This is a genomic window from Streptomyces sp. NPDC045968 (assembly GCF_056430475.1).
Window position 1 is genome coordinate 296,016 of the sequence record NZ_JBWKLF010000006.1, and the last position, 18,894, is coordinate 314,909.

An 18,894-nucleotide genomic window follows, 5' to 3' on the forward strand; every position below is an offset into this window, starting at 1 on the left:
CAGGGGAAGCGCGGGCCGTCCATCCGGGAGGCCGTCGACGCCACTACCAGGAGGACTTGGTGACTCCGGGCAGGAAGCCGGCGTGCGCCTGCTCGCGCATCCGCACCCGGGACAGCCCGAACTTCCGCAGATGCCCGCGCGGCCTGCCGTCCACACTGTCCCGGTTGCGCACCCTGGTGGCACTGGCGTTACGCGGCTGGGCACGCAACTCCGCTGCGGCTGCCGCCCGTTCGGCGTCCGTCGAGGCCGGCCGCCGGAGGATCTCCCTCAGCTCGGCCCGCCGGGCCGCGTACCGCGCGACGACCACCTTGCGCTTCTCGTTCTGCGCGATCTTGCTCTTCTTGGCCATCAGACCTTCGTCCCCCGTGCACGGATACGGGCTACCGCGGCCTCGATGCCGATGGTGTCGATGGCCTTGATGGCCCTGGCGCTGAGGGTCAGACGCACATAACGGCCCTCGCTCGGCAGCCAGTAGCGCTTGCGCTGGATGTTCGGGTCGAAGCGGCGCGAGGTGCGCCGGTGCGAGTGCGAAATGCTGTTGCCGAAACCCGGCTTCGCGCCGGTCAGCTGACAGTGAGCGGACATGGAGTTACCTGCTCTCTACAGACGATCGCTTAACGATAATGGAAACCATTCCCACATAGTAACCTTGATCTTCCGGTGGCGGTCAGAGTGCTGGCGACCCTCGATCCGGGATCGGTCGAGCACGGCTTCGTCTGTCTGAGGAACTGGCGTCCGCGCGGCCGGCCCTGCTTGACCTTGACACGGTGACAGGGCCTTCACTGCTTGCCGAGGAGGTGGTCTCGATGACGATCACGACACAGGACGCCGATGCGATACGAGTGCTCCAGAGGCTGGAGGACGGCCGTTCGTCCGTGCGACTGCGGGCCGCTCTGGCGGTCGGTACGACCCCCGACGCGCGCTTCGTCGCCAAGCTCATCGAGCGATGCGCGGTCGAGCCCGAGTTCTTCGTCCGCGACATGCTGACCTGGGCACTCACCCGCCACCCGGTGTCCATGACGCTTCCCGGGCTGCTCCGCGAAGTCCGCTCGGAGCGTGCGCAGGCACGGAGCCAGGCGCTGCACACGCTGTCCAAGATCGGGGACCCGCAGGCGTGGCCGGCCATCACACGGACGCTCCTGACCGACGCCGACGACGGGGTTGCGCGGAGCGCCTGGCGGGCCGCGGTCGTGCTCGTACCGGAGGGCGAGGAGTCCGCGTTGGCCGCGGTGTTGGCCACGCAGCTCGGGCGCGGTGAGCGGGAGACGCAGCTGAGTCTCAGCCGGGCGCTGGTCGCACTGGGTGAGGTGATCACCCCGGCTCTGCATGCCGCGACGACGGCCCCCGACCCACGCACGCGCGCCCACGCGCTCGCCACACGACGGCTGCTGCGCGACCCGGATGCCGGATTCGAGTTCGCGATCGAGGAGGCGAAGCGCGTCGTGGCCCTCGGCGGGTCCGGCCAGGAGGGACGATAGGACGTGTTGATCGGTGAGGTGGCGCGACGGTCCGGGGTCAGTGCCCGCATGCTCCGGCATTACGAGTCGCTCGGTCTGGTGCGGCCCTCGGGCCGTACCGGCTCCGGCTATCGGGAGTATTCCGGGGAGGACATCCGGAGGATCTTCCATATCGAGAGCCTGCGGTCGCTGGGCCTGTCGCTCCGTGAGATCGGTCGCGCGCTCGACGATCCCGGCTTCACCCCCTCGGCGCTCGTCGGCGACCTTGTCCGCCAGACGCGCGAACGCATCGCATCCGAGACCGAGTTGCTCACGCGGCTGCGCCGGATCGATGCCACGGACCCCACCGGCTGGGAGGACGTCCTCCAGGTCGTCGCGCTCCTCCAGGCACTGGGATCGAAGAGCGCCGACGCGCGCCAGCGCGCGGCCCTTTCCTCGGTCGACGAGGTTCCGGTGCCGGTGGAGGCCCTGGTCGAGGCGGCTTTGAGCGAGACGGAGCCGAACGTCGCCGGGGCCCTTCGATGGGCGCTGGCGCGATCGGGTGACCGCGGCACGGCACTCCTGGCGGAGGGCCTCGGCTCACCGGTGGCCGCGGTGCGGGAACGTGCCGTTCAGTCCCTCGCCGAGATGCCCGGTGGTGAGGCCACCGCGCGACTGCGGGACGCCCTCGCGGACCCCGACGCCGTGGTCCGCGGGTATGCGGCTCTGGCGCTCGGCACACGTGGGGTGGTTGATGCGGTCCCGACGCTCATCGACATGATCGTGGAGGGAAGGAACGACACCGATGCGGCCGACGCACTGAGCGTGCTGGCGAGCGACACCGCGACGGCGGATCAGATCGCGACCAGCCTCGTCGGCCGACTCGCACACGACACCCCTGAAGCGCATGGAGCGCCTGCACGCGGACGGCTGACCCAGGCGCTGGCGGGCATCCCGGGGGCGAAGACGTCACGGGCCCTCGAGGAACTGTCGCATGACGTGGACCGCGCCGTTGCGCTGACCGCGGCGTACCTTCTTCGGCTACGCGACGCACGGTGACGGGCAGCGGGCCCGGCGAACGGACCTCCAGGAGCACGCGCATCGCGACCGAAATTGTTTCGATCGTGACGCGCCATTGTTTCGATGGCATGTATCACTCAGGATCTCATTGGCAGCCACCTTTCCGTGTGACACACGGGCAGGGGTGGGTCCGTCGGTCCTGAAAGCTTTCGCTGAGGTCCCGGGAACGGCCGGGGTGGTGGAGGTGAGCGAGTACCGCTCCGACGGCGGACCGGCCCGCTCCCGCCCGTTCCCCTTCCCAGGAGACCCCCATGCCCAGACGCACCGTCCACGCCCTGGCCGCGGCGACCGCCGCCGTGCTCGCACTGGGAACCGCCGCCCAGACGGCGTCCGCCCACCCCGGCACGCACGACAGGACGCTGCGTGCGCTCGCCGAGCGTCCTGATCTACGCATCGGCACGGCCGTCGACACCTCCGCCCTCGCCTCCGACGCCCGGTACCGGGCCCTCACCGCGGGCGAGTTCGACTCCGTCACCGCTGAGAACGTCATGAAGTGGGAGGTGGTGGAGCCCACCCGCGGCACCTACGACTGGTCGCAGGCCGACCGCTTGGTGGCCTTCGCCAAGAAGCACAAGCAGGAGGTACGCGGCCACACCCTCCTGTGGCACAGCCAGCTTCCGGCCTGGCTCACCTCGGGAGTCGCCGACGGTTCGATCACGGCGGACGAGCTGCGCGAGATCCTGCGCGCCCACATCACGGCTGAGGTCACGCACTTCAAGGGCCGCATCTACCAGTGGGACGTCGTCAACGAGATCTTCAACGAGGACGGCACCTACCGGGACTCGCTCTGGCTGCGGGAGCTCGGCCCGTCCTACGTCGCCGACGCGTTCCGGTGGGCGCACGCCGCCGATCCCCGGGCCACGCTCTTCTTCAACGACTACAACGTCGAGGGAATCAACGCCAAGTCGACCGCGTACTACGACCTGGCGAGGAAACTGCTCGCCGAAGGCGTTCCGGTCCAGGGGCTCGGCATCCAGGGGCACCTGGACATCCAGTACGGCTTCCCCGGAGACGTACGGGCGAATCTGGAGCGCTTCGCCGCGCTGGGCCTGGAGACCGCGTTCACCGAGGTCGACGTCCGCATGAACCTGCCGGCCGACGGCCCTTCGCTGTCCCGGCAGGCCGAGGACTACCGCAGGCTCCTCGCCGCCTGCCTCGCCGTCCGCTCCTGCACCTCGTTCACCGTCTGGGGCTTCACCGACAAGTACTCCTGGGTACCCGGCGTCTTCGACGGCCAGGGCGCCGCCAACATCCTGGACGCGGACTTCGCCGCGAAGCCCGCGTACACCGCGCTCGTCGCCGAACTGCGGGCGGCCGCGCCCACCAAGCGGTAACACCCCCCTCATCCACCCACCCCACACGGTCCGTCAACAGAAGGAAGAGGTTGTCATGATCAGTACAATCTTGAGTGCTCCCGCAGTAGGCCGAACGCCCTTAGGGGCATACGCGCGCAGGGCGCTGGCCCTCTCCGTCACGGGGCTGCTCACCGCCACCGGCGTCGTCGCCCTGTCCGGCACCGCGCACGCCGCGAGCACCCTCGGTGAGTCGGCGGCCGCCAAGGGCCGCTACTTCGGCACGGCGGTCGCCGCCGGCCATCTCGGCGAGGCGCCCTACGCGGCCACGCTGAACACCGAGTTCAACTCGGTGACCCCGGAGAACGAGATGAAGTGGGACGCCGTCGAGGCGTCCCGGGGTTCCTTCAGCTACGGGGCCGCCGACCAGATCGTCAGTCACGCGCTGAGCCGCGGGATGAAGGTTCGCGGGCACACGCTGGTCTGGCACTCCCAACTGCCGGGCTGGGTGGGCACGCTGGGCGCGAGCGACCTCCGTACCGCGATGAACAACCACATCACCCAGGTCATGCGGCACTACCAGGGCAAGATCCACTCCTGGGACGTCGTCAACGAGGCGTTCCAGGACGGCGGCAGCGGGGCGCGGCGCAGCTCGCCCTTCCAGGACAAGCTGGGCAACGGCTTCATCGAGGAGGCCTTCCGTACCGCCCGGGCCACCGACCCGGCCGCGAAGCTCTGCTACAACGACTACAACACCGACGGGGTGAACGCGAAGTCCAACGCCGTGTACGCCATGGTCAAGGACTTCAAGCAGCGCGGTGTGCCGATCGACTGCGTGGGCTTCCAGAGCCACTTCAACAGCAACTCCCCCGTCCCCGCCGACTACCAGCAGAATCTCCAGCGGTTCGCCGACCTCGGTGTCGACGTGCAGATCACCGAGCTGGACATCGAGGGGTCGGGAGCCTCGCAGGCGACCAGCTACGGCAACGCGGTCAAGGCCTGCCTGGCGGTCTCGCGCTGCACCGGCATCACCGTCTGGGGTGTCACCGACAAGTATTCATGGCGCAGCAGCGGGACCCCGCTGCTCTTCGACGGCAACTACAACAAGAAGCCGGCCTATGACGCCGTACTGTCCGCGCTCGGCGGTACGAGTGGGGGCGGCGGCGGGACGCGTACGTGCAGCGTCTCGTACGCGAAGCAGGAGGAGTGGGGGGACCGCTACAACGGCAAGGTGACGGTGACCGCCGGATCGTCGGCGATCAGCGGCTGGAACGTACGGGTGACCATCGCCTCCGCGCAGGAGATCTCGGCCACCTGGAACGGCACGCCCAGCTGGGACAGCACCGGGAAGGTGATGACCATGACGCCGAACGGCAACGGAGCCCTCGCGGCCGGTGCCTCGACGAGTTTCGGCTTCACCGTCATGACCCACGGCACCACCGCACCGCCCGTCGTCAGCGCCTGCACCGCCTCCTGACCCCGGCATCTGAATGACGGGAAGGGCCTTCGCGGGCGGGTTGTCCCACCGCCCGCGAAGGCCCCTTCCTGTTTCCGGTTTCCGGGACGTGCCGGACCAGGCCGGACTAGAGCGTGTCCGCCAGGATCTCCGTAGCGACGTCCATGTGCAGCCGCCGGGTGTGGTCGACCGTGCGCACCGGCCCGGTGAGCGTGACCCGGGCCGTCAGACGCGTATCGGTGCTCGACGCGCCCAGCCGCAGTTCGAGATCGCCCGGTTCGACGATCCGGTGTCCGTCGCGGCCCGTGAACGACGCGAGGTCCGCGGGAACCGTCGCCCGCACCCTCGCCGCCTGCCCGGGGCGCAGGCCGAGGCGTACGTAGCCGATGAGGCGCTGCACCGGCTGGACCACGGAGGCGACCGGGTCGTTCAGATACACCTGGACCACCTCGGTCCCCTCGCGGGCGCCGGTGTTGCGGATCGTGCAGGAGAGCGTGAACTCACCGTCCGTTGCCGCCCGTTCGCGTTCCACGACCAGATCGCCCCACGCGAAGGTGGTGTACGTCAGCCCGTGGCCGAACCCGAACGCCGGGGTCGGGTCGATGCTGGATACATCGCTGGAGTGACCGAGCCGGGCCGCCAGATAGGTGGAGGGCTGCGAGCCCGGGTGGCGCGGCACGCTGACGGGCAGCCGGCCCGACGGTGCGGTGCGGCCGCTGAGCACCGAGGCGATGGCCGTCGTGCCTTCCTCCCCTGGAAAGAAGGACTGCACGACCGCGGCAGCCCGCTCCGCAGCCCGCCCGAGGGCGTAGGGACGCCCGGCGAGCAGGGTGAGGACGACCGGGGTCCCCGTGTCGAGGAGCGTGTCGAGCAACTGCTGCTGCACTCCGGGCAGCGCCAGGCTCTCCGCGTCGCAGCCCTCCCCGCTCGTGCCGCGGCCGAAGAGCCCGGCCCGGTCACCGAGCGCGATGATCACGAGGTCGGCTCCCCGGGCCAGCTCGACGGCCTCGCCGAAGCCGTCGGTGGCGGGGCCGTCGACGTCCGCGCCCCTGGCGGTGACGATCTCGCTGTGCGGGAACTCCGCCGTCAACGCCTCACGGAGTGTGGGCAGTTCGATGCCGACCGGGGTTTCCGGGTGCTGGCCGCCGACGTGCACCGGGAAGGCGTAGCAGCCGAGGACGGCGGTGGGCGTGTCGGCGTTGGGTCCGATCAGCGCGATACGGTCCGGGGCGCCGGCCGCCGGATCGACGGCGAGGGGCAGTGTGCCGTCGTTGCGGAGGAGCACGACGGCCTGCTCGGCGACGCGGCGGGCCAGCGCCCGGTTCTCGTACGTGTCGAGCCGGACGGTTCCGCGCAGTGCCTGGGACCCCTCGGCGGGACCAGCGGGCCCGGTGGGACCAACAGGGTCGGTAAGACCAGCGGGCTCGGCGGTGCCTTCCGTACGCGGCCCGCGCCCGGCCAGCGCCGGCGGCACCGGGCTCCAGTCCGGGTCCAGGAGCCCCAACTGGGCTTTCTGGACCAGCACTCGGCGTACCGCCCGGTCCACCAGGGACTCGGGTACGTGACCCTGCGCGATCGCGTCGCTCAGAGGGCGGCCGAACGCCTTGACAGTGGGCAGCTCCACGTCCACACCGGCCCCCAGCGCGGCACCGGCGGCCTCCCCGAAGGTGCCCGCCACGCCGTGCAGCGTCTTGAGGAACGCGATGCCGAAGTAGTCCGCGACGACGGTCCCGTCGAAGCCCCACGTGTCGCGGAGCAGACCGGTCAGCAGCAGCCCGTCGGCCGCGGAGGGGATCCCGTCGGTGTCGGTGTAGGCGTGCATGACGGACCGTACGCCGCTTTCGCGTACGGCCATCTCGAACGGCGCCAGGATGATGTCGGCCCGCTCGCGCGCACCCATACCGACGGGAGCGAGATTGCGGCCCGCGCGTGAGGCGGAGTACCCGGCGAAGTGCTTGAGCGTGGCGACGACACCGGCCGACTCCAGGCCCTGGACATAGGCCGTGGCGACCGTGCCGACGAGGTAGGGGTCCTCGCCGATCGTCTCCTCGACGCGGCCCCAACGGGCGTCGCGCACGACGTCCAGGACCGGGGCGAGGCCCTGGTGCACCCCGACCGCGCGCATGTCGCGGCCGATCGCGGCGGCCATCTCGCGGACCAGCGCCGGATGGAAGGTAGCACCCCAGGACAGCGGCACCGGGTAGGCGGTCGCGCCCCAGGTGGCGAAGCCCGCGAGGCATTCCTCATGGGCGAGCGCCGGGATGCCGAACCGGTTCGCCCGGGCGATCCGCTCCTGGGTGCGCGCGAGCGAGAGCGCGCCGACGGCCGGGTCGACCGGCGCCGTACCGAACGGGCGGGTCAGCTGGCCGAGGCCGTGCGGGAGGAGCTCGTCGAGGGCGACGGCCTCCTCCATGTCGTGCTGGTACGGGGCGACTTCGGCGCCCTCGTCGGACGCGCCCACCCAGACGCCGAAGAGCTGGGAGATCTTCTCCTGGAGGGTCATCGCGGCGATCAGGGCATCGGCCCTGGCCCCGGGGCCGAGGGCGGGATCGCGCCAGGGCGGTGGAGTACAGGAGTCCGTGGTGCCGGAGACCGGCGCGTGGGGGTCCGTGGCCCCGGCGGGTGTCTGCACGCCGGCGTTGTCGATGTTGGCGGTCACTTTCCTCCGACCCCCATCAGCCCTTGGACCAAGGCTCGACGGGCGAACAGGTAGACGAGCAGGATGGGGAGCATGGACAGGACGACGGCGGCGAGCAGGCCGGGGGTGTCGACTCCGTGTTCCGTCTGGAAGTCGTAGAGACCCATGGTGATCACCTTGGTCTCCGCGGACTGCGTCAGGACGAGGGGGAAGAGGAAGCCGTTCCACGCCTGGAGCGCGGAGAAGACGACGATCGTCGAGATACCGCTCTTGGACAGCGGCAGCACCAGCTGGAAGAAGACCCGCCGGGGCGAGGCACCGTCCATCGTCATCGCCTCGTACAGATCGGGTGTGATGTCACGCATCACACCCGTGAGTATCAGGGCACACACCGGCATCGCGAAGGCCGCGGTCGGCAGGATGACGCCGATCAGGTTGTCGTAGAGACCGGCCTCGCTGATGACGAAGAACATCGGGACGATGACCGCCTGCGAGGGAATCGCCAGGCCCAGGAGGAACAGCCGGAACACCGTGGTGGTGGCCCGGCCGCGGCTCCTGACGATGGTGTAGGCCAGCGGCGGTACGAGCAGCACGACGATGCCGACCACGCACACGGTGACGATCACCGTGTTGAGGAAGTACTGCGCGAAGCCGCTGTTGAGGTCGTTGACGTAGTTGTCGAGCGTGAAGTGTTCGGGGAAGGCCAGCGGGCCGTTGGCCGCGTAGTCGGGGCGCGACTGGAACGTGGCGACGAGCATCACGTACAGGGGAAGCCCGACCACGAGGAGCCAGACCAGCGAGCCGAATCCGGCGAAGTAGTTGGGACGGCTCTTGCTCACAGTCCCTCCATGGTGCTGCGCATCTTGTCGTAGCCCGAGAGCCGCACCACGATCAGCGAGATGACCGTGGAGACGAGGACCAGGAGGAGGGCGATGGCGGACGCCGCTCCGTAGTCGAAGCTCTTGAACGCCTTCTGGTACATGTAATAGGCGCTGATGGTGGTGTCGCTGCCCGGTCCGCCCTGGGTGAGGATGAGGACGGTGTCGAAGGTCGTGAGCCCGCCGACCACCATCAGGATCATCGAGGTGATGACCGAGTTGCGCAGCTGCGGCAGCGTGATGTGGAAGAACTGCCGCACCGTGCCCGCCCCGTCGATCTGCGCCGCCTGGTAGAGCACGGGCGGCACCGCGCGGGCCGCGCCCTGGTAGATCAGTGTGTGCAGCGGGGTGAACTGCCAGGTGCTGACGAAGACGAGGACACCGATCGCACTGGACTGCATCCCGAACAGATTGCCGTCGCCGAACAGCCACGTGGCCTGTGCGGGAACCCCGAAGTTGGGGTCGAGGACCGCGCGCCACAGCACCGAGACTGCCGCGATGGACAGCAGCATCGGGACGAAGTAGATGGCGGACAGCACGGCCCGGTTGCGCTGGTGCCCCGCCGCCCAGACGCCGAGCAGGATGCTCAGCGGGGTCTGGACGAGGACGCCGAGCCCGGTGAGCAGGACGCTCAGCCAGAGGCTCTTGATCATGACGGGGTCGTCGAAGAGCTTCTTCCAGTTGTCGAGGCCGGCGAATTCGGGGTCGCTCAGACCGTCCCAGCTGGCGAAGGAGAGTACGGCGACCATGACGAGCGGGATGATGGCGAAGAGGCCGAAGAAGACAGCGGCGGGGGCCGCCCAGAGAAATCCCGGGCGGCCCGCTCCGATGCCGGACGGGCCGGCGGATCGGCCGGTCCGCCCGGCCTTCTCGCCGTCCACGGAGGCGATGGCGGAGGCGGCAGCGGTGGCGGTCATGTCACGTGCTCCGGGTCCGGATGTCGGGAAGCTCACGAGGTCGGCAGTGCCTGCATGGCCTTGATGAAGGCGTCCTCGTCCATCGAGCCGTTGAAGAACTGCTGGAGGGACTGGTGCATCGTGGTGGACGCCGACTGGGGGTACGCCTGGTCCCACGACAGCTGGAACGCGGGGGCCGCCTTGACCAGGTCGTACTGGAACTTCGCGAACTCCGGGCTGGCGGCGGTGTCCAGGAAGCCTTCGGTGTTCGTCGTGGTCGGCAGGTTGCCGATGCCGAGCTGCGCCTTGACGAACTGGTCCGAGTACATGAGCTTCAGGAACTCGCCGACGGCCTCCGGGTGCTTGGTCTTCTTCAGCACGGAGTAGAAGTTGTTGGTGTTCCCGACGACGTTGGTCTGATCACCCTTACCGCCCTCGACGGACGGGAACGCGCTGTATCCGAGGTCGTTCTTCGCGAACTCGGGGAACGCGTCCTGCTGGGTCGAGTACTCCCACGAGCCCATCAGCTCGAAGGCGGCCTTGCCGGTCGCCAGGAGCGTGGGCGAACCCTGGTCGGTGAACTTCACCGAGTCGTAGTTGGTGCCGAACGCCCCCGCGTCCACCAGTTCCTTGATCTTGCCCAGCGCCTCACGGCTGTCGGCGCTCGCCCACGCCTCCTTGTCGCCGTCCAGGGCCTTCTGGAAGAGCTCCGGGCCGGCGATGCGGTCGTAGAGGTACTCGAACCACATCAGCGTCGGCCACCGGTCGCCGCCGCCCAGCGCGATCGGGGTGACGCCGTCGGCCTTCAGCGCCTTGACGGCCGCGAGCAGCTCGTCCCAGGTCTTCGGCGCCTCGACGCCCGCCTCCTTGAGTACCTTGCCGTTGTTGAACAGCAGCACCGGCTGCGTACCGCGCATGGGTACGCCGTAGGACTTGCCGTCCAGCACCGCGCTGTTGAACACGGACGGCAGGAACTTCGCCTTGAGGCCGGGGTCCTTGGCGATGAAGTCGTCCAGCGGGAGCAGCAGTCCCGCGTCGACGAACGGCTTGATGCTGCCGCCGCCCCAGTTGAAGAAGACGTCCGGCGCCTGCTTGCTGCTGATGATCGTCTGCAGCTTGGCCTGGTAGTCGGCGCCCGGGATCGTGTCCAGGACGGCCTTCACCTTGGAGGTCTTGTTGAAGGTGGCGACGAGCTCCTTCTCCACCTTGTTCGTCGCATCCCCGTAGACCAGGACGTGGATGGTGTCGTCCCCGCCGGCCGAATCGGACCCTCCTCCGCCGCACGCGGACAGGGACAGCACCAGGGCCAGCGCGGCACCACCGACGACAGCGGTCCGCGGGAACCGTGCGCGTTGCTTCATCGACTCGCCTCTCGAAACTTTTTCGGTACGATTACCGAAACTTCCTGAGTCGGGACGCTAGGACGCCTCACTTGGGGGGTCAACCCTCGGTCACCGCGTTATCAAAGCGTTACGCCTCGGCGGCGGTTGGGCCGTGCTTTATGCTCCTCGCCATGCGCGATGACGAGGAAATGGGCCGCATCACCCTCGCCCAGGTGGCCCAGCAGGCCGGCGTGTCCATTTCGACAGTTTCGAAGGTCCTCAACGGGCGGCAGGACGTGGCGCCCCCGACGAGGGTCAAGGTGGAGCGTCTGCTGGAGGCCCATGCGTACCGGCGCACCACCCGCTCGGCCCGCGAGGCGCCGCTCATCGAGATCGTGTTCCACGAGCTGGAGAGCATCTGGGCGATGGAGCTGATCCGGGGCGTGGAGAACGTCGCCAAGGCCCACAACGCCGGGGTCGTCCTCACCGAGAGCGGAACCCGGCACTCACCCAGCCCCGACTGGATGGAGGCGATGCTCCAGCGCCGGCCGCTCGGTGTCGTCCTGGTCTTCTCCGCCCTGCCCAGCGAGGTCAAGCAGCAGCTCAGGGCCCGTTCGATCCCCTTCGTCATCATCGACCCGGCCGGCGATCCCGACCCCGACGTACCGTCGGTCGGCTCGGCCAACTGGAACGGCGGACTCGCCGCCACCCGCCATCTGATCGAGTGCGGGCACCGGCGCATCGGCATCATCACCGGCCCCGAGGACATGCTGTGCTCCCGGGCCCGGCTCGACGGCTACCGGTCGGCGATGAGCATGGCGGGGCTGGAGGTCGACCCGGAGCTCATCCTGTTCGGCGACTTCCACGTGGAGGGTGGATACGACCGTGCGGCGGAGATGCTGTCCCGGCCGCAGCGGCCCACCGCGATCTTCGCGGGCAGCGACCTCCAGGCGCTCGGCGTCCTGGAAGCGGCCCGGGTGAACGGCCTGCGCGTCCCGCACGACCTCTCGGTGGTCGGCTACGACGACGTGTCCATCGCCCGCTGGGCCAGCCCGGCGCTGACCACCGTCCATCAGCCACTGCGTCAGATGGCGGAGGAGGCGGCGCAGATGCTGATGCGGCTGCGGGCCCAGGAACCGGTGTCCACACGGCTGGAGCTGGCCACCAGCCTGGTCGTACGCAAGAGCACGGCGCCGCCGCCCGCGGAGGACTGAGCGGACGCGGCCGAAGCCGGGCGCTGCGCGTCAAGCGCTGCGCGTCGCACAGCCGCCTGCCGTCGCCGGGCGCGAGCAGGCTGGTGACCTCGGCGATCGCCCCCATGCGTGGCCGGGCACCCTTGGGCGTTTAGGTCTTTTGACATAGGTATCTCTTCATACTTATGATGCCCGTATGTCTGCCCCCAGCGCGTCCGAACAGGACATCCGGCACATCGCGTCAGCGATGACGGCTGTCCTGCCCGCGCTGCACCGGGCGCTCGACCGGCGGCTCGCCCAGGACATCCCGTACCCCAAGCTCCCCGAAGGCCAGCTCGCGCTGCTGCGCCTCGTCGGCGGCCGCGAAGCCATCACCGTGCGCGCGGCAGCCGACGAACTGCTGATGAAGCCGAACAACGTGAGCGCACTGGTCACCCAGCTGGCGGCCCAGGGGCTGCTGGAACGCAGGCAGGACCCGGCCGACAAGCGGATCGCGCATCTGCACCTGACGGCCGAGGCCCGGCGGCGCATCACCGCCGTCGGCGCGCTCATGGACGGGTATGTGGCCGAGGCCCTGTCGGCCCTGACCGACGGCGATCTCGACGCGATCGGCTCCGCCCTCGGTGCGCTCCAGGGACTGGCGCGGCACATCCACGCCGCCTCGCACTGACGCCCGCGCGGCCGTCCGTCTCCCTCCCTACGTTCTCCCTCTCTTCGTTCTCCCCCTTTTCAGGAAGCAAGGCATCCGTATGCCCTCCACTGCCGTGGACCACTCCCCCCTGCCCACCCGCGACCGGCCCGTTGCCCCGGCCGGCCGTCGCGGCAACCCCTGGCTGACGCTGGCAGCCGTCGCCTTCGGTCTGTTCATGGTCGGCCTCGACGGTTCCGTCGTCGCGATCGCCAACCCGGAGATCGGCCGGGACCTGAACGCGTCCACCGCCGATCTGCAATGGGTCACCAACTCCTATCTGCTCGCGCTGGCCGCTGCGTTGATCCTCGGCGGAAAGCTCGGGGACCGCTTCGGCCGGCGCACGTACTACCTGGTCGGCGTCGCCGGCTTCACCGCGGCCTCGATCGCCATCGCGCTGGTGGGTTCCATCGAAGGCGTCATCGCCTTCCGTGCCCTGCAGGGCTTCTTCGGCGCCCTGCTGATGCCCAACACACTCGGTCTGCTGCGCGCGGTGTTCCCGCCGAAGAAGTTCGGCATGGCCGTGGGCATCTGGGCGATGGTGTCCTCCGTCTCCACCGCTCTCGGCCCGATCGTCGGCGGACTGCTCGTCGAGCACGTCAACTGGGAGTCGGTCTTCTTCATCAACCTCCCGATCGGCATCGTCGCGCTCGCGTTCAGCGCGTTCGTCCTGCCGCAGAGCAAGAACCCGGCGAGCGAACAGCGCTTCGACGTCCCCGGCGTGATCCTGCTGGCGCTCGGCCTGCTCGTTCTGGTCTTCGGTGTCGTCAAGGGCGAGACCTGGGGCTGGAGTTCGGTCTCGACGCTCGCCACTCTCGCCGCGGGCGTGGTCCTGCTCGCGGTGTTCGGCTGGTACGAGACGCGGGTGGCGCACCCCCTGCTGCCCATGCGGCTGTTCCGCAGCCCCGCGCTGACCATCGGCACGGTCATCACCGCGGTCAACTTCTTCGTCCTGCTCGGCGTGATCTTCTTCGTCATGCTGTACCTCCAGAACGTCCGCGGCTTCACCCCCGTCGAGGCAGGCATACGGACCCTCCCGCTGAGCCTCGCCTCGGTCGTCGCGGCGCCGCTGGGCGCCAAGATCACGGAGAGGTTCGGGGCCCGGCTGTCCATGCCGCTGGGCATGGCGCTCCAGGCCGGTGCCTCCTTCGGGCTGCTGGGCTGGGGTGTGCACTCCTCGTACGCCGCGATGTGGCCGCCCTTCGTCGCGCTGGGCCTCGGTGTCGGCATGGTGATGGCCGCCTCGTCCGACGCGATCGTCGGCAACGCCCCGGTGAGCGACGGTGGTGTGGCGGGCGGGCTGCAGGCCACCGCACTCCAGGTCGGCGGAGCGCTCGGCACCTCCGTACTCATCTCCCTGATCAGCAGCCGGGTCGGCTCCACCCTGACCGGCGAACTCACCTCAGCCGGGGTCCCCGGACCCATGGCGGAGGGGCTGCACGAGGCCAAGGACGCGGTGTCGATGGGGGTTTCGCCGGTCAACGGTGAGATGCCCGCGCAGCTGAAGGCCGCGGTGATCGAAGGCAGCGGGCAGGCGTTCATGAACGGCGTGCACACCGCCGCGCTCGTCACCGGCGTGCTGTGCGTGGCCGGCGCCGTCCTCGCCGCGGTCGGCGTCCGCCGCGACCCGGAGGCTTCCGCGGCTCACTGACGGCGGTGGGCGGCGGCCCGGACAGGAGCAGCGAGCCGCCGCCCTCGCTCAGGGACGCTTGTCGGGGCGTACGACTCCGAGGATGAACATCGAACCGGCGTCGGCGACGGTGATGTTCCGTCCCGGGCGCGGTGCGTGGATGATCGAGCCGTCGCCGATGTACATCCCCACGTGGCTGGCGTCCCGGTGATAGATGATCAGGTCTCCGGGGCGCATGGTCTCGATGCCGATACGCGGCAGCAGACGCCACTGCTCCTGCGAGGTGCGGGGTATGGGCCGCTTCGCCGCGGCCCACGCCTGCGAGGTGAGCCCGGAGCAGTCGTAGCTGTCGGGCCCCTCGTGCCCCCACCCGTAGGGCTTGCCGAGCTGTTGGGACGCGAAGGCGACCGCTGTCGCACCCTGCTCACTGGCCTCTCCCCTGACGTCCTTGAGCGAGCCGGACCGCAGATACGCCGCGTGCGTGTCGTCCGCGGCCTCCTTCTGCATCTCCAGCAGGCGTCTGCGCTCCTTGTCCTCCAGCCGCGCCTCCAGCGTCTTCGCGGTGGCGATGCGCTTCTCGATGCGCTTCCGGGCATCCGCCCCGGCCTGGCGGCTGCCCTGGAGTTTTCTCAACTGCTCCGAGGCCACCTCGGACTTCTCGCGCAGCTCCTTCTGGACGCGGGTCCGCTCGCGCAGCAGTCCGTCGACACCGTGCTGGGCCTGGCGCGCTCGTCCGACCTCGTCGAGTACGTCGTCGGGGTCCGTACTCAGCAGCAGCTGGACATCGAGGGGCAGGCCGCCGCTGCGGTACTGGGCACGGGCCGCCGCCCCCATGCGCGACCTCAGCCGCTCCAGCGCGACCCGGCCCGCCGCCATGTCCTCGGCGAGCGCGGCCACCCGGGCGGACTGCTTGCCGGCCCGCTCCTCCGCGGCGTTGTACGTGTCCGTGGCGACCTCGGCATCGTGGTACAGCCGGTCCAGTTCCTCGCGCACCTCCGCCAGGGACGTGGGCCGGGCGGGATCGGGCGCCGGAGAGGGTACCGCCGTCGCCGAACCCTGTGCCGTCGCCGCGACGACGCAGAGCACGACCGCGGCCACCACCGCCCGACCACCCTTACCGCTCGCTTTCCGTATCACGTTGCTGACGCTCCGTCATGACTCGTGGGCGGGAGGAGTCATGCCGCCGCGCGGCACGACCAACCGAACGGGTCAGGACGCCCCCGTTCGCCCCTACAACGTCCCTGCGGGAGCCGGTGGTTCACGAGGGCGGGCGGATGATGGCCGCGGTGGGCCGGGGGGATCAGCGGGCGTCGGCCGGCTGCGCCTCAAGCCTTCCGCGCATGCGTCCGGCCTCGTCGGCCATACCGAGCCTCAGGCAGACGGCGAGCGACCGCTCCCAGCAGGCACGCGCCCACGACTCGTGCCCCACCAGGTCCAGTGCATCGCCGAGCATCTCGGTGGCATGGGCCTCGCCCCGCTCGAAGTTCATCTCCCGGGCGAGGGCGATCGCCTGCTCGGCGTAGCGGGCGGCCATCTGCGGCTGTCCGAGACTCAGGTACGCCTCGGCGCCCCTGATCAGGCTCGCGCAGCGCACGAAGGAGTGCCCGCTCGGGCCGAGACGCGCCAGGCACTCCTCGAACTGACCCAGCGCCTCCGCCGAGCGCCCCAGACCGAGCAACACCTGACCGATCCGGTAGTGCGCGTAGGCGCGCCCGTGCTGGTCGCCCAGACTCTCGTACAGGTCCAACTGCCGCAGGGCCGTGTCGAGAAGCAGCTCGTCCACCTGCCCGAGCCGCACGCACTCCAGGATCACGTTGCCGAGGGCAAGCCCCTCTACGGACCTGTCCCCCGCCGCGCGGGCCTCGGTGACGGCACGCATGCCCAGCTCCAGGCCGCCCCCCTCGCCGCCCCGTTTCGTTGCCAGGAGCGCCGCCACGTTCAGCACCATGGCGTGCACCGTGTGGTCCTCGGTCCCCACCGAGAGCTCCATCGCGCGGCTCGTCACCTCGTGGGCGCTCTGCAACTCCTCCATCTGCATCAGCGCACCGCCGAGCATGTAGCAGATCCGCTGCTCCGCCCGCCGGTCGCCCGCACGGCGCGCGGCGTCGACCACGGTGCGGGCGACAGGGATCACATCGCGCCAGCGGTGCTCGGACATCAGCAGGGGGTCGAGTGCCAGGATCAGATCGGCGGCGCCGGCCGGGGCCGCCGGGGCGATCTGTGCCACGAACTCCAGCGCCGGAGCCAGCCGCCGGGTCCACCAGGCACAGGCTTCCCTCTCGTCCGCGAAGGTCACACCCCGGTGCTCGGTGGGGAGCAGCGACACGGGGACCTTGTGTCCCGGCCGGATCAGACCGTACGCATTGCGCGCGGTGGCCAGCAGCAGATCCAGCAGGCCGGTCAGCGCGGCCTCACGCGCCTCGGCCGACTCCTCCTCCTGGGCGCGCTGGCGTGCGAACAGCCGCAGGAGGTCGTGGAAGCGGTAGCACCGGCGGGCCGTCGACTCCAGCATGCCCACGTCGACCAGCGATTCGAGCAGCGACTCGGTCAGCTCCGGGGGCCGTCCGAGCACGGCCGCCGCTTCCACCAGGATGAGGGGGCTGGGCGCCGGCAGGGACAGCAGACGGAACGCGCGCGCCTGCTCCGCGTCGAGTTCGCCGTAGCCGAGCCGGAAGCACGCCTCGACGCCCAGCCCTTGAATCCGCAGCTCGCCGATGCGCTGCCGTTCGTCCTTGAGCTGGTCGACCGTGTCCGTCACCGTCCAGTCCGGGCGGACGGCGAGCCGGCTGGCCACGATGCGCACGGCGAGCGGATGCCCTCCGCAGAGGTCGGCCACGCGCAGGATCGCGAGGCGTTCGCCCTCGGTACGGGAGCCGCCGAGGATGCGGGTGAAGAGGGCCGCCGCCACCTGGGGCCGGAACACCTCCACCGCGACATGCGTGACACCGGAGAGGGCGGCGAGCGCGGAACGGCTCGTCACGACGGCGGCGCACCCACCGGAGCCGGGCAGGAGCGGACGTACCTGCTCGGCGTCACGGGCGTTGTCGAGCACGACCAGCACCCGGCGCCCGGCCAGGACCGAACGGTAGAGCGCCGCGCGCTCCTCCGTACTGTCCGGCATGCTCTGGTCCTTCTCCCCCAGGGCGCGGAGGAATCCGGCGAGTACGGCCGAGGGGTCGGCGGGTGAGCCGTCCGCACCGCGCAGATCCACGTAGAGCTGACCGTCGGGAAACTGCCCGCTCATGGCATGGGCGGCGTGCACGGCCAGGACGGTCTTGCCCGCTCCGCCCATGCCCGTGAGGACGGCCACCGGCACGGCCGTCCCGGACGCCCCCGAGAGTGCCGCGGTCACGCGCGCGGTCTCCGCCTCACGACCGGTGAAGTCGCCCAGGTCCGCGGGCAGTTGGGCGGGCCGTACTGCCGCGGTCCGTGGTTCGGCCGCCGCCCTGGGCGCGGCGAGTGAGGGATCGGCCGCCAGGAGCTGCCGGTGCAGGTCGCGGACGGCCGGGCCCGGTTCGATGCCGAGTTCGGCGATCAGGACGCGCCGGGTGTCGTGGTAGACGGCCAGCGCTTCGGCCTGCCGGTCGCACCGGTACAGCGACAGCATCAGGAGCAGCCGCAGCCGTTCGCGCAGCGGATGGGCCGCGGCCAGGGTGATCAGTTCGGGTACGACATCGCTGTGGCCACCCAGCTCCACGTCCAGCTCGACGCGGATCTCCGTCGCGCCGAGCCGCAGCTCGGTGAGCCGGGTCCGCTCCGCTTCGGCGAAGGCCCCGGGCACACCAGCCAGCGGGGCTCCGTTCCAGGCGTCGAGCGCGGAGCGCAGCAGGTCTCTGGCGGCCCGGTGGTCGCCTCGGTCTCTGAGCCTCCTGGCTTCGTGCAGCCGCGACTCGAAGACGGTGAGGTCGAACGCGCCGTCGGGGACGTGGACGGCGTAACCGCCGGCCACCGAGACGAGGACGCGGGGCGGCTGGTTCCTCGCCCGGCCCGGTTCGAGCGCCGCGCGCAGGCGGGAGACATAGGTCCGCAGGACGGAGACGGCGCCCGTGGGCGGGTCCTCGTCCCACACGGCGTCGACGAGTTCGTCGACGGAGGCCGGGCGGCCCTGCTTGAGCAGCAGCAGGGCCAGTACGGCGCGCTGCTGCGGTGAGCCCAGCGGCACCGGGTCCTCGCCCCGCCATGCCTGTAACGGACCCAGAACCGTGAACCGGAGACCGGTAACGCCCGTTGTTTCCATTGGTGTTCGCGCCCCCCACAGAAGCGATCTTCTGAGGGGACGTTAGCGGGCCGACGAACCGTTGCGAGGAGGGCGTCTTCAGCAGGTTCGCCGCCGCGTGGGCGCAGAATGCTCCTTCAGCTGCATATGTCAGCACATTCGATGCGCC

At 70.1% G+C, this 18,894-nt stretch carries 15 protein-coding genes; 7 read left to right on the forward strand and 8 right to left on the reverse strand.

The window, feature by feature from the left end; all coding sequences use genetic code 11:
* Positions 1-43: 43 nt before the first annotated feature.
* Both rpsN and rpmB read right to left on the reverse strand, forming a co-directional pair.
* Positions 44-349 carry a 30S ribosomal protein S14 gene (gene rpsN / locus AC07FA_RS19630; RefSeq protein ID WP_479076986.1) on the reverse strand — a complete coding sequence of 102 codons (306 nt, stop codon included), beginning with the start codon at positions 347-349 and terminating at the stop codon, positions 44-46.
* Positions 349-585: a 50S ribosomal protein L28 gene (rpmB, locus tag AC07FA_RS19635; RefSeq protein ID WP_479076987.1), complete on the reverse strand. Its 237-nt coding sequence runs from the start codon at positions 583-585 to the stop codon at positions 349-351. The genes rpsN and rpmB overlap by 1 nt, the downstream gene beginning before the upstream one ends.
* Positions 586-806: 221 nt before the next feature.
* Between rpmB and AC07FA_RS19640 the strand changes: the two genes are divergently transcribed.
* The 4 genes from AC07FA_RS19640 (at position 807) to AC07FA_RS19655 (ending at position 5,285) form a co-directional block, all read left to right on the forward strand.
* Positions 807-1,478 carry a HEAT repeat domain-containing protein gene (locus tag AC07FA_RS19640; RefSeq protein ID WP_479076988.1) on the forward strand — a complete coding sequence of 224 codons (672 nt, stop codon included), beginning with the start codon at positions 807-809 and terminating at the stop codon, positions 1,476-1,478.
* 3 nt (positions 1,479-1,481) lie between these two features.
* On the forward strand, positions 1,482-2,495 hold the full coding sequence (locus AC07FA_RS19645) for a MerR family transcriptional regulator (RefSeq protein WP_479076989.1): 1,014 nt from the start codon (positions 1,482-1,484) through the stop codon (positions 2,493-2,495).
* A 272-nt stretch (positions 2,496-2,767) separates the two neighbouring features.
* Complete coding sequence (locus AC07FA_RS19650; protein ID WP_479076990.1) at positions 2,768-3,850, forward strand: endo-1,4-beta-xylanase; 1,083 nt, start codon at positions 2,768-2,770, stop codon at positions 3,848-3,850.
* A gap of 55 nt (positions 3,851-3,905) precedes the next feature.
* Positions 3,906-5,285: a glycoside hydrolase family 10 protein gene (locus AC07FA_RS19655; protein ID WP_479076991.1), complete on the forward strand. Its 1,380-nt coding sequence runs from the start codon at positions 3,906-3,908 to the stop codon at positions 5,283-5,285.
* 106 nt (positions 5,286-5,391) lie between these two features.
* On the opposite strand, the gene AC07FA_RS19660 is transcribed toward AC07FA_RS19655, so the two are convergent.
* Genes AC07FA_RS19660 through AC07FA_RS19675 form a run of 4 tightly spaced genes read right to left on the reverse strand, consistent with a single transcriptional unit; the run spans position 5,392 to position 11,037 of the window.
* Complete coding sequence (locus tag AC07FA_RS19660) at positions 5,392-7,923, reverse strand: beta-xylosidase/alpha-l-arabinosidase (protein ID WP_479076993.1); 2,532 nt, start codon at positions 7,921-7,923, stop codon at positions 5,392-5,394.
* Positions 7,920-8,741: a carbohydrate ABC transporter permease gene (locus AC07FA_RS19665; RefSeq protein WP_479076994.1), complete on the reverse strand. Its 822-nt coding sequence runs from the start codon at positions 8,739-8,741 to the stop codon at positions 7,920-7,922. Before AC07FA_RS19665 ends, AC07FA_RS19660 begins: the two co-directional genes overlap by 4 nt.
* A complete protein-coding gene (locus AC07FA_RS19670) occupies positions 8,738-9,697 on the reverse strand; it encodes a carbohydrate ABC transporter permease (RefSeq protein ID WP_479076995.1) in 960 nt (319 codons plus the stop codon). Before AC07FA_RS19670 ends, AC07FA_RS19665 begins: the two co-directional genes overlap by 4 nt.
* A 32-nt stretch (positions 9,698-9,729) precedes the next feature.
* Complete coding sequence (locus AC07FA_RS19675; protein WP_479076997.1) at positions 9,730-11,037, reverse strand: ABC transporter substrate-binding protein; 1,308 nt, start codon at positions 11,035-11,037, stop codon at positions 9,730-9,732.
* A gap of 140 nt (positions 11,038-11,177) precedes the next feature.
* Between AC07FA_RS19675 and AC07FA_RS19680 the strand changes: the two genes are divergently transcribed.
* The 3 genes from AC07FA_RS19680 to AC07FA_RS19690 all read left to right on the forward strand — a co-directional run bounded on the left by AC07FA_RS19680 (position 11,178) and on the right by AC07FA_RS19690 (position 14,530).
* Positions 11,178-12,212, forward strand: coding sequence for a LacI family DNA-binding transcriptional regulator (locus AC07FA_RS19680; RefSeq protein ID WP_479076998.1), 1,035 nt, complete (start codon positions 11,178-11,180; stop codon positions 12,210-12,212).
* A 175-nt stretch (positions 12,213-12,387) separates the two neighbouring features.
* On the forward strand, positions 12,388-12,861 hold the full coding sequence (locus AC07FA_RS19685) for a MarR family winged helix-turn-helix transcriptional regulator (RefSeq protein ID WP_479076999.1): 474 nt from the start codon (positions 12,388-12,390) through the stop codon (positions 12,859-12,861).
* A 79-nt stretch (positions 12,862-12,940) separates the two neighbouring features.
* Positions 12,941-14,530 carry an MFS transporter gene (locus tag AC07FA_RS19690; RefSeq protein WP_479077000.1) on the forward strand — a complete coding sequence of 530 codons (1,590 nt, stop codon included), beginning with the start codon at positions 12,941-12,943 and terminating at the stop codon, positions 14,528-14,530.
* Positions 14,531-14,578: 48 nt separating this feature from the next.
* Here the strand turns inward: AC07FA_RS19690 and AC07FA_RS19695 are convergent, their stop codons facing one another.
* On the reverse strand, positions 14,579-15,610 hold the full coding sequence (locus AC07FA_RS19695) for a C40 family peptidase (protein ID WP_479077001.1): 1,032 nt from the start codon (positions 15,608-15,610) through the stop codon (positions 14,579-14,581).
* Between the two features lie 199 nt (positions 15,611-15,809).
* Positions 15,810-18,671, reverse strand: coding sequence for an AfsR/SARP family transcriptional regulator (locus AC07FA_RS19700; protein WP_479077003.1), 2,862 nt, complete (start codon positions 18,669-18,671; stop codon positions 15,810-15,812).
* Positions 18,672-18,894: the final 223 nt, after the last annotated feature.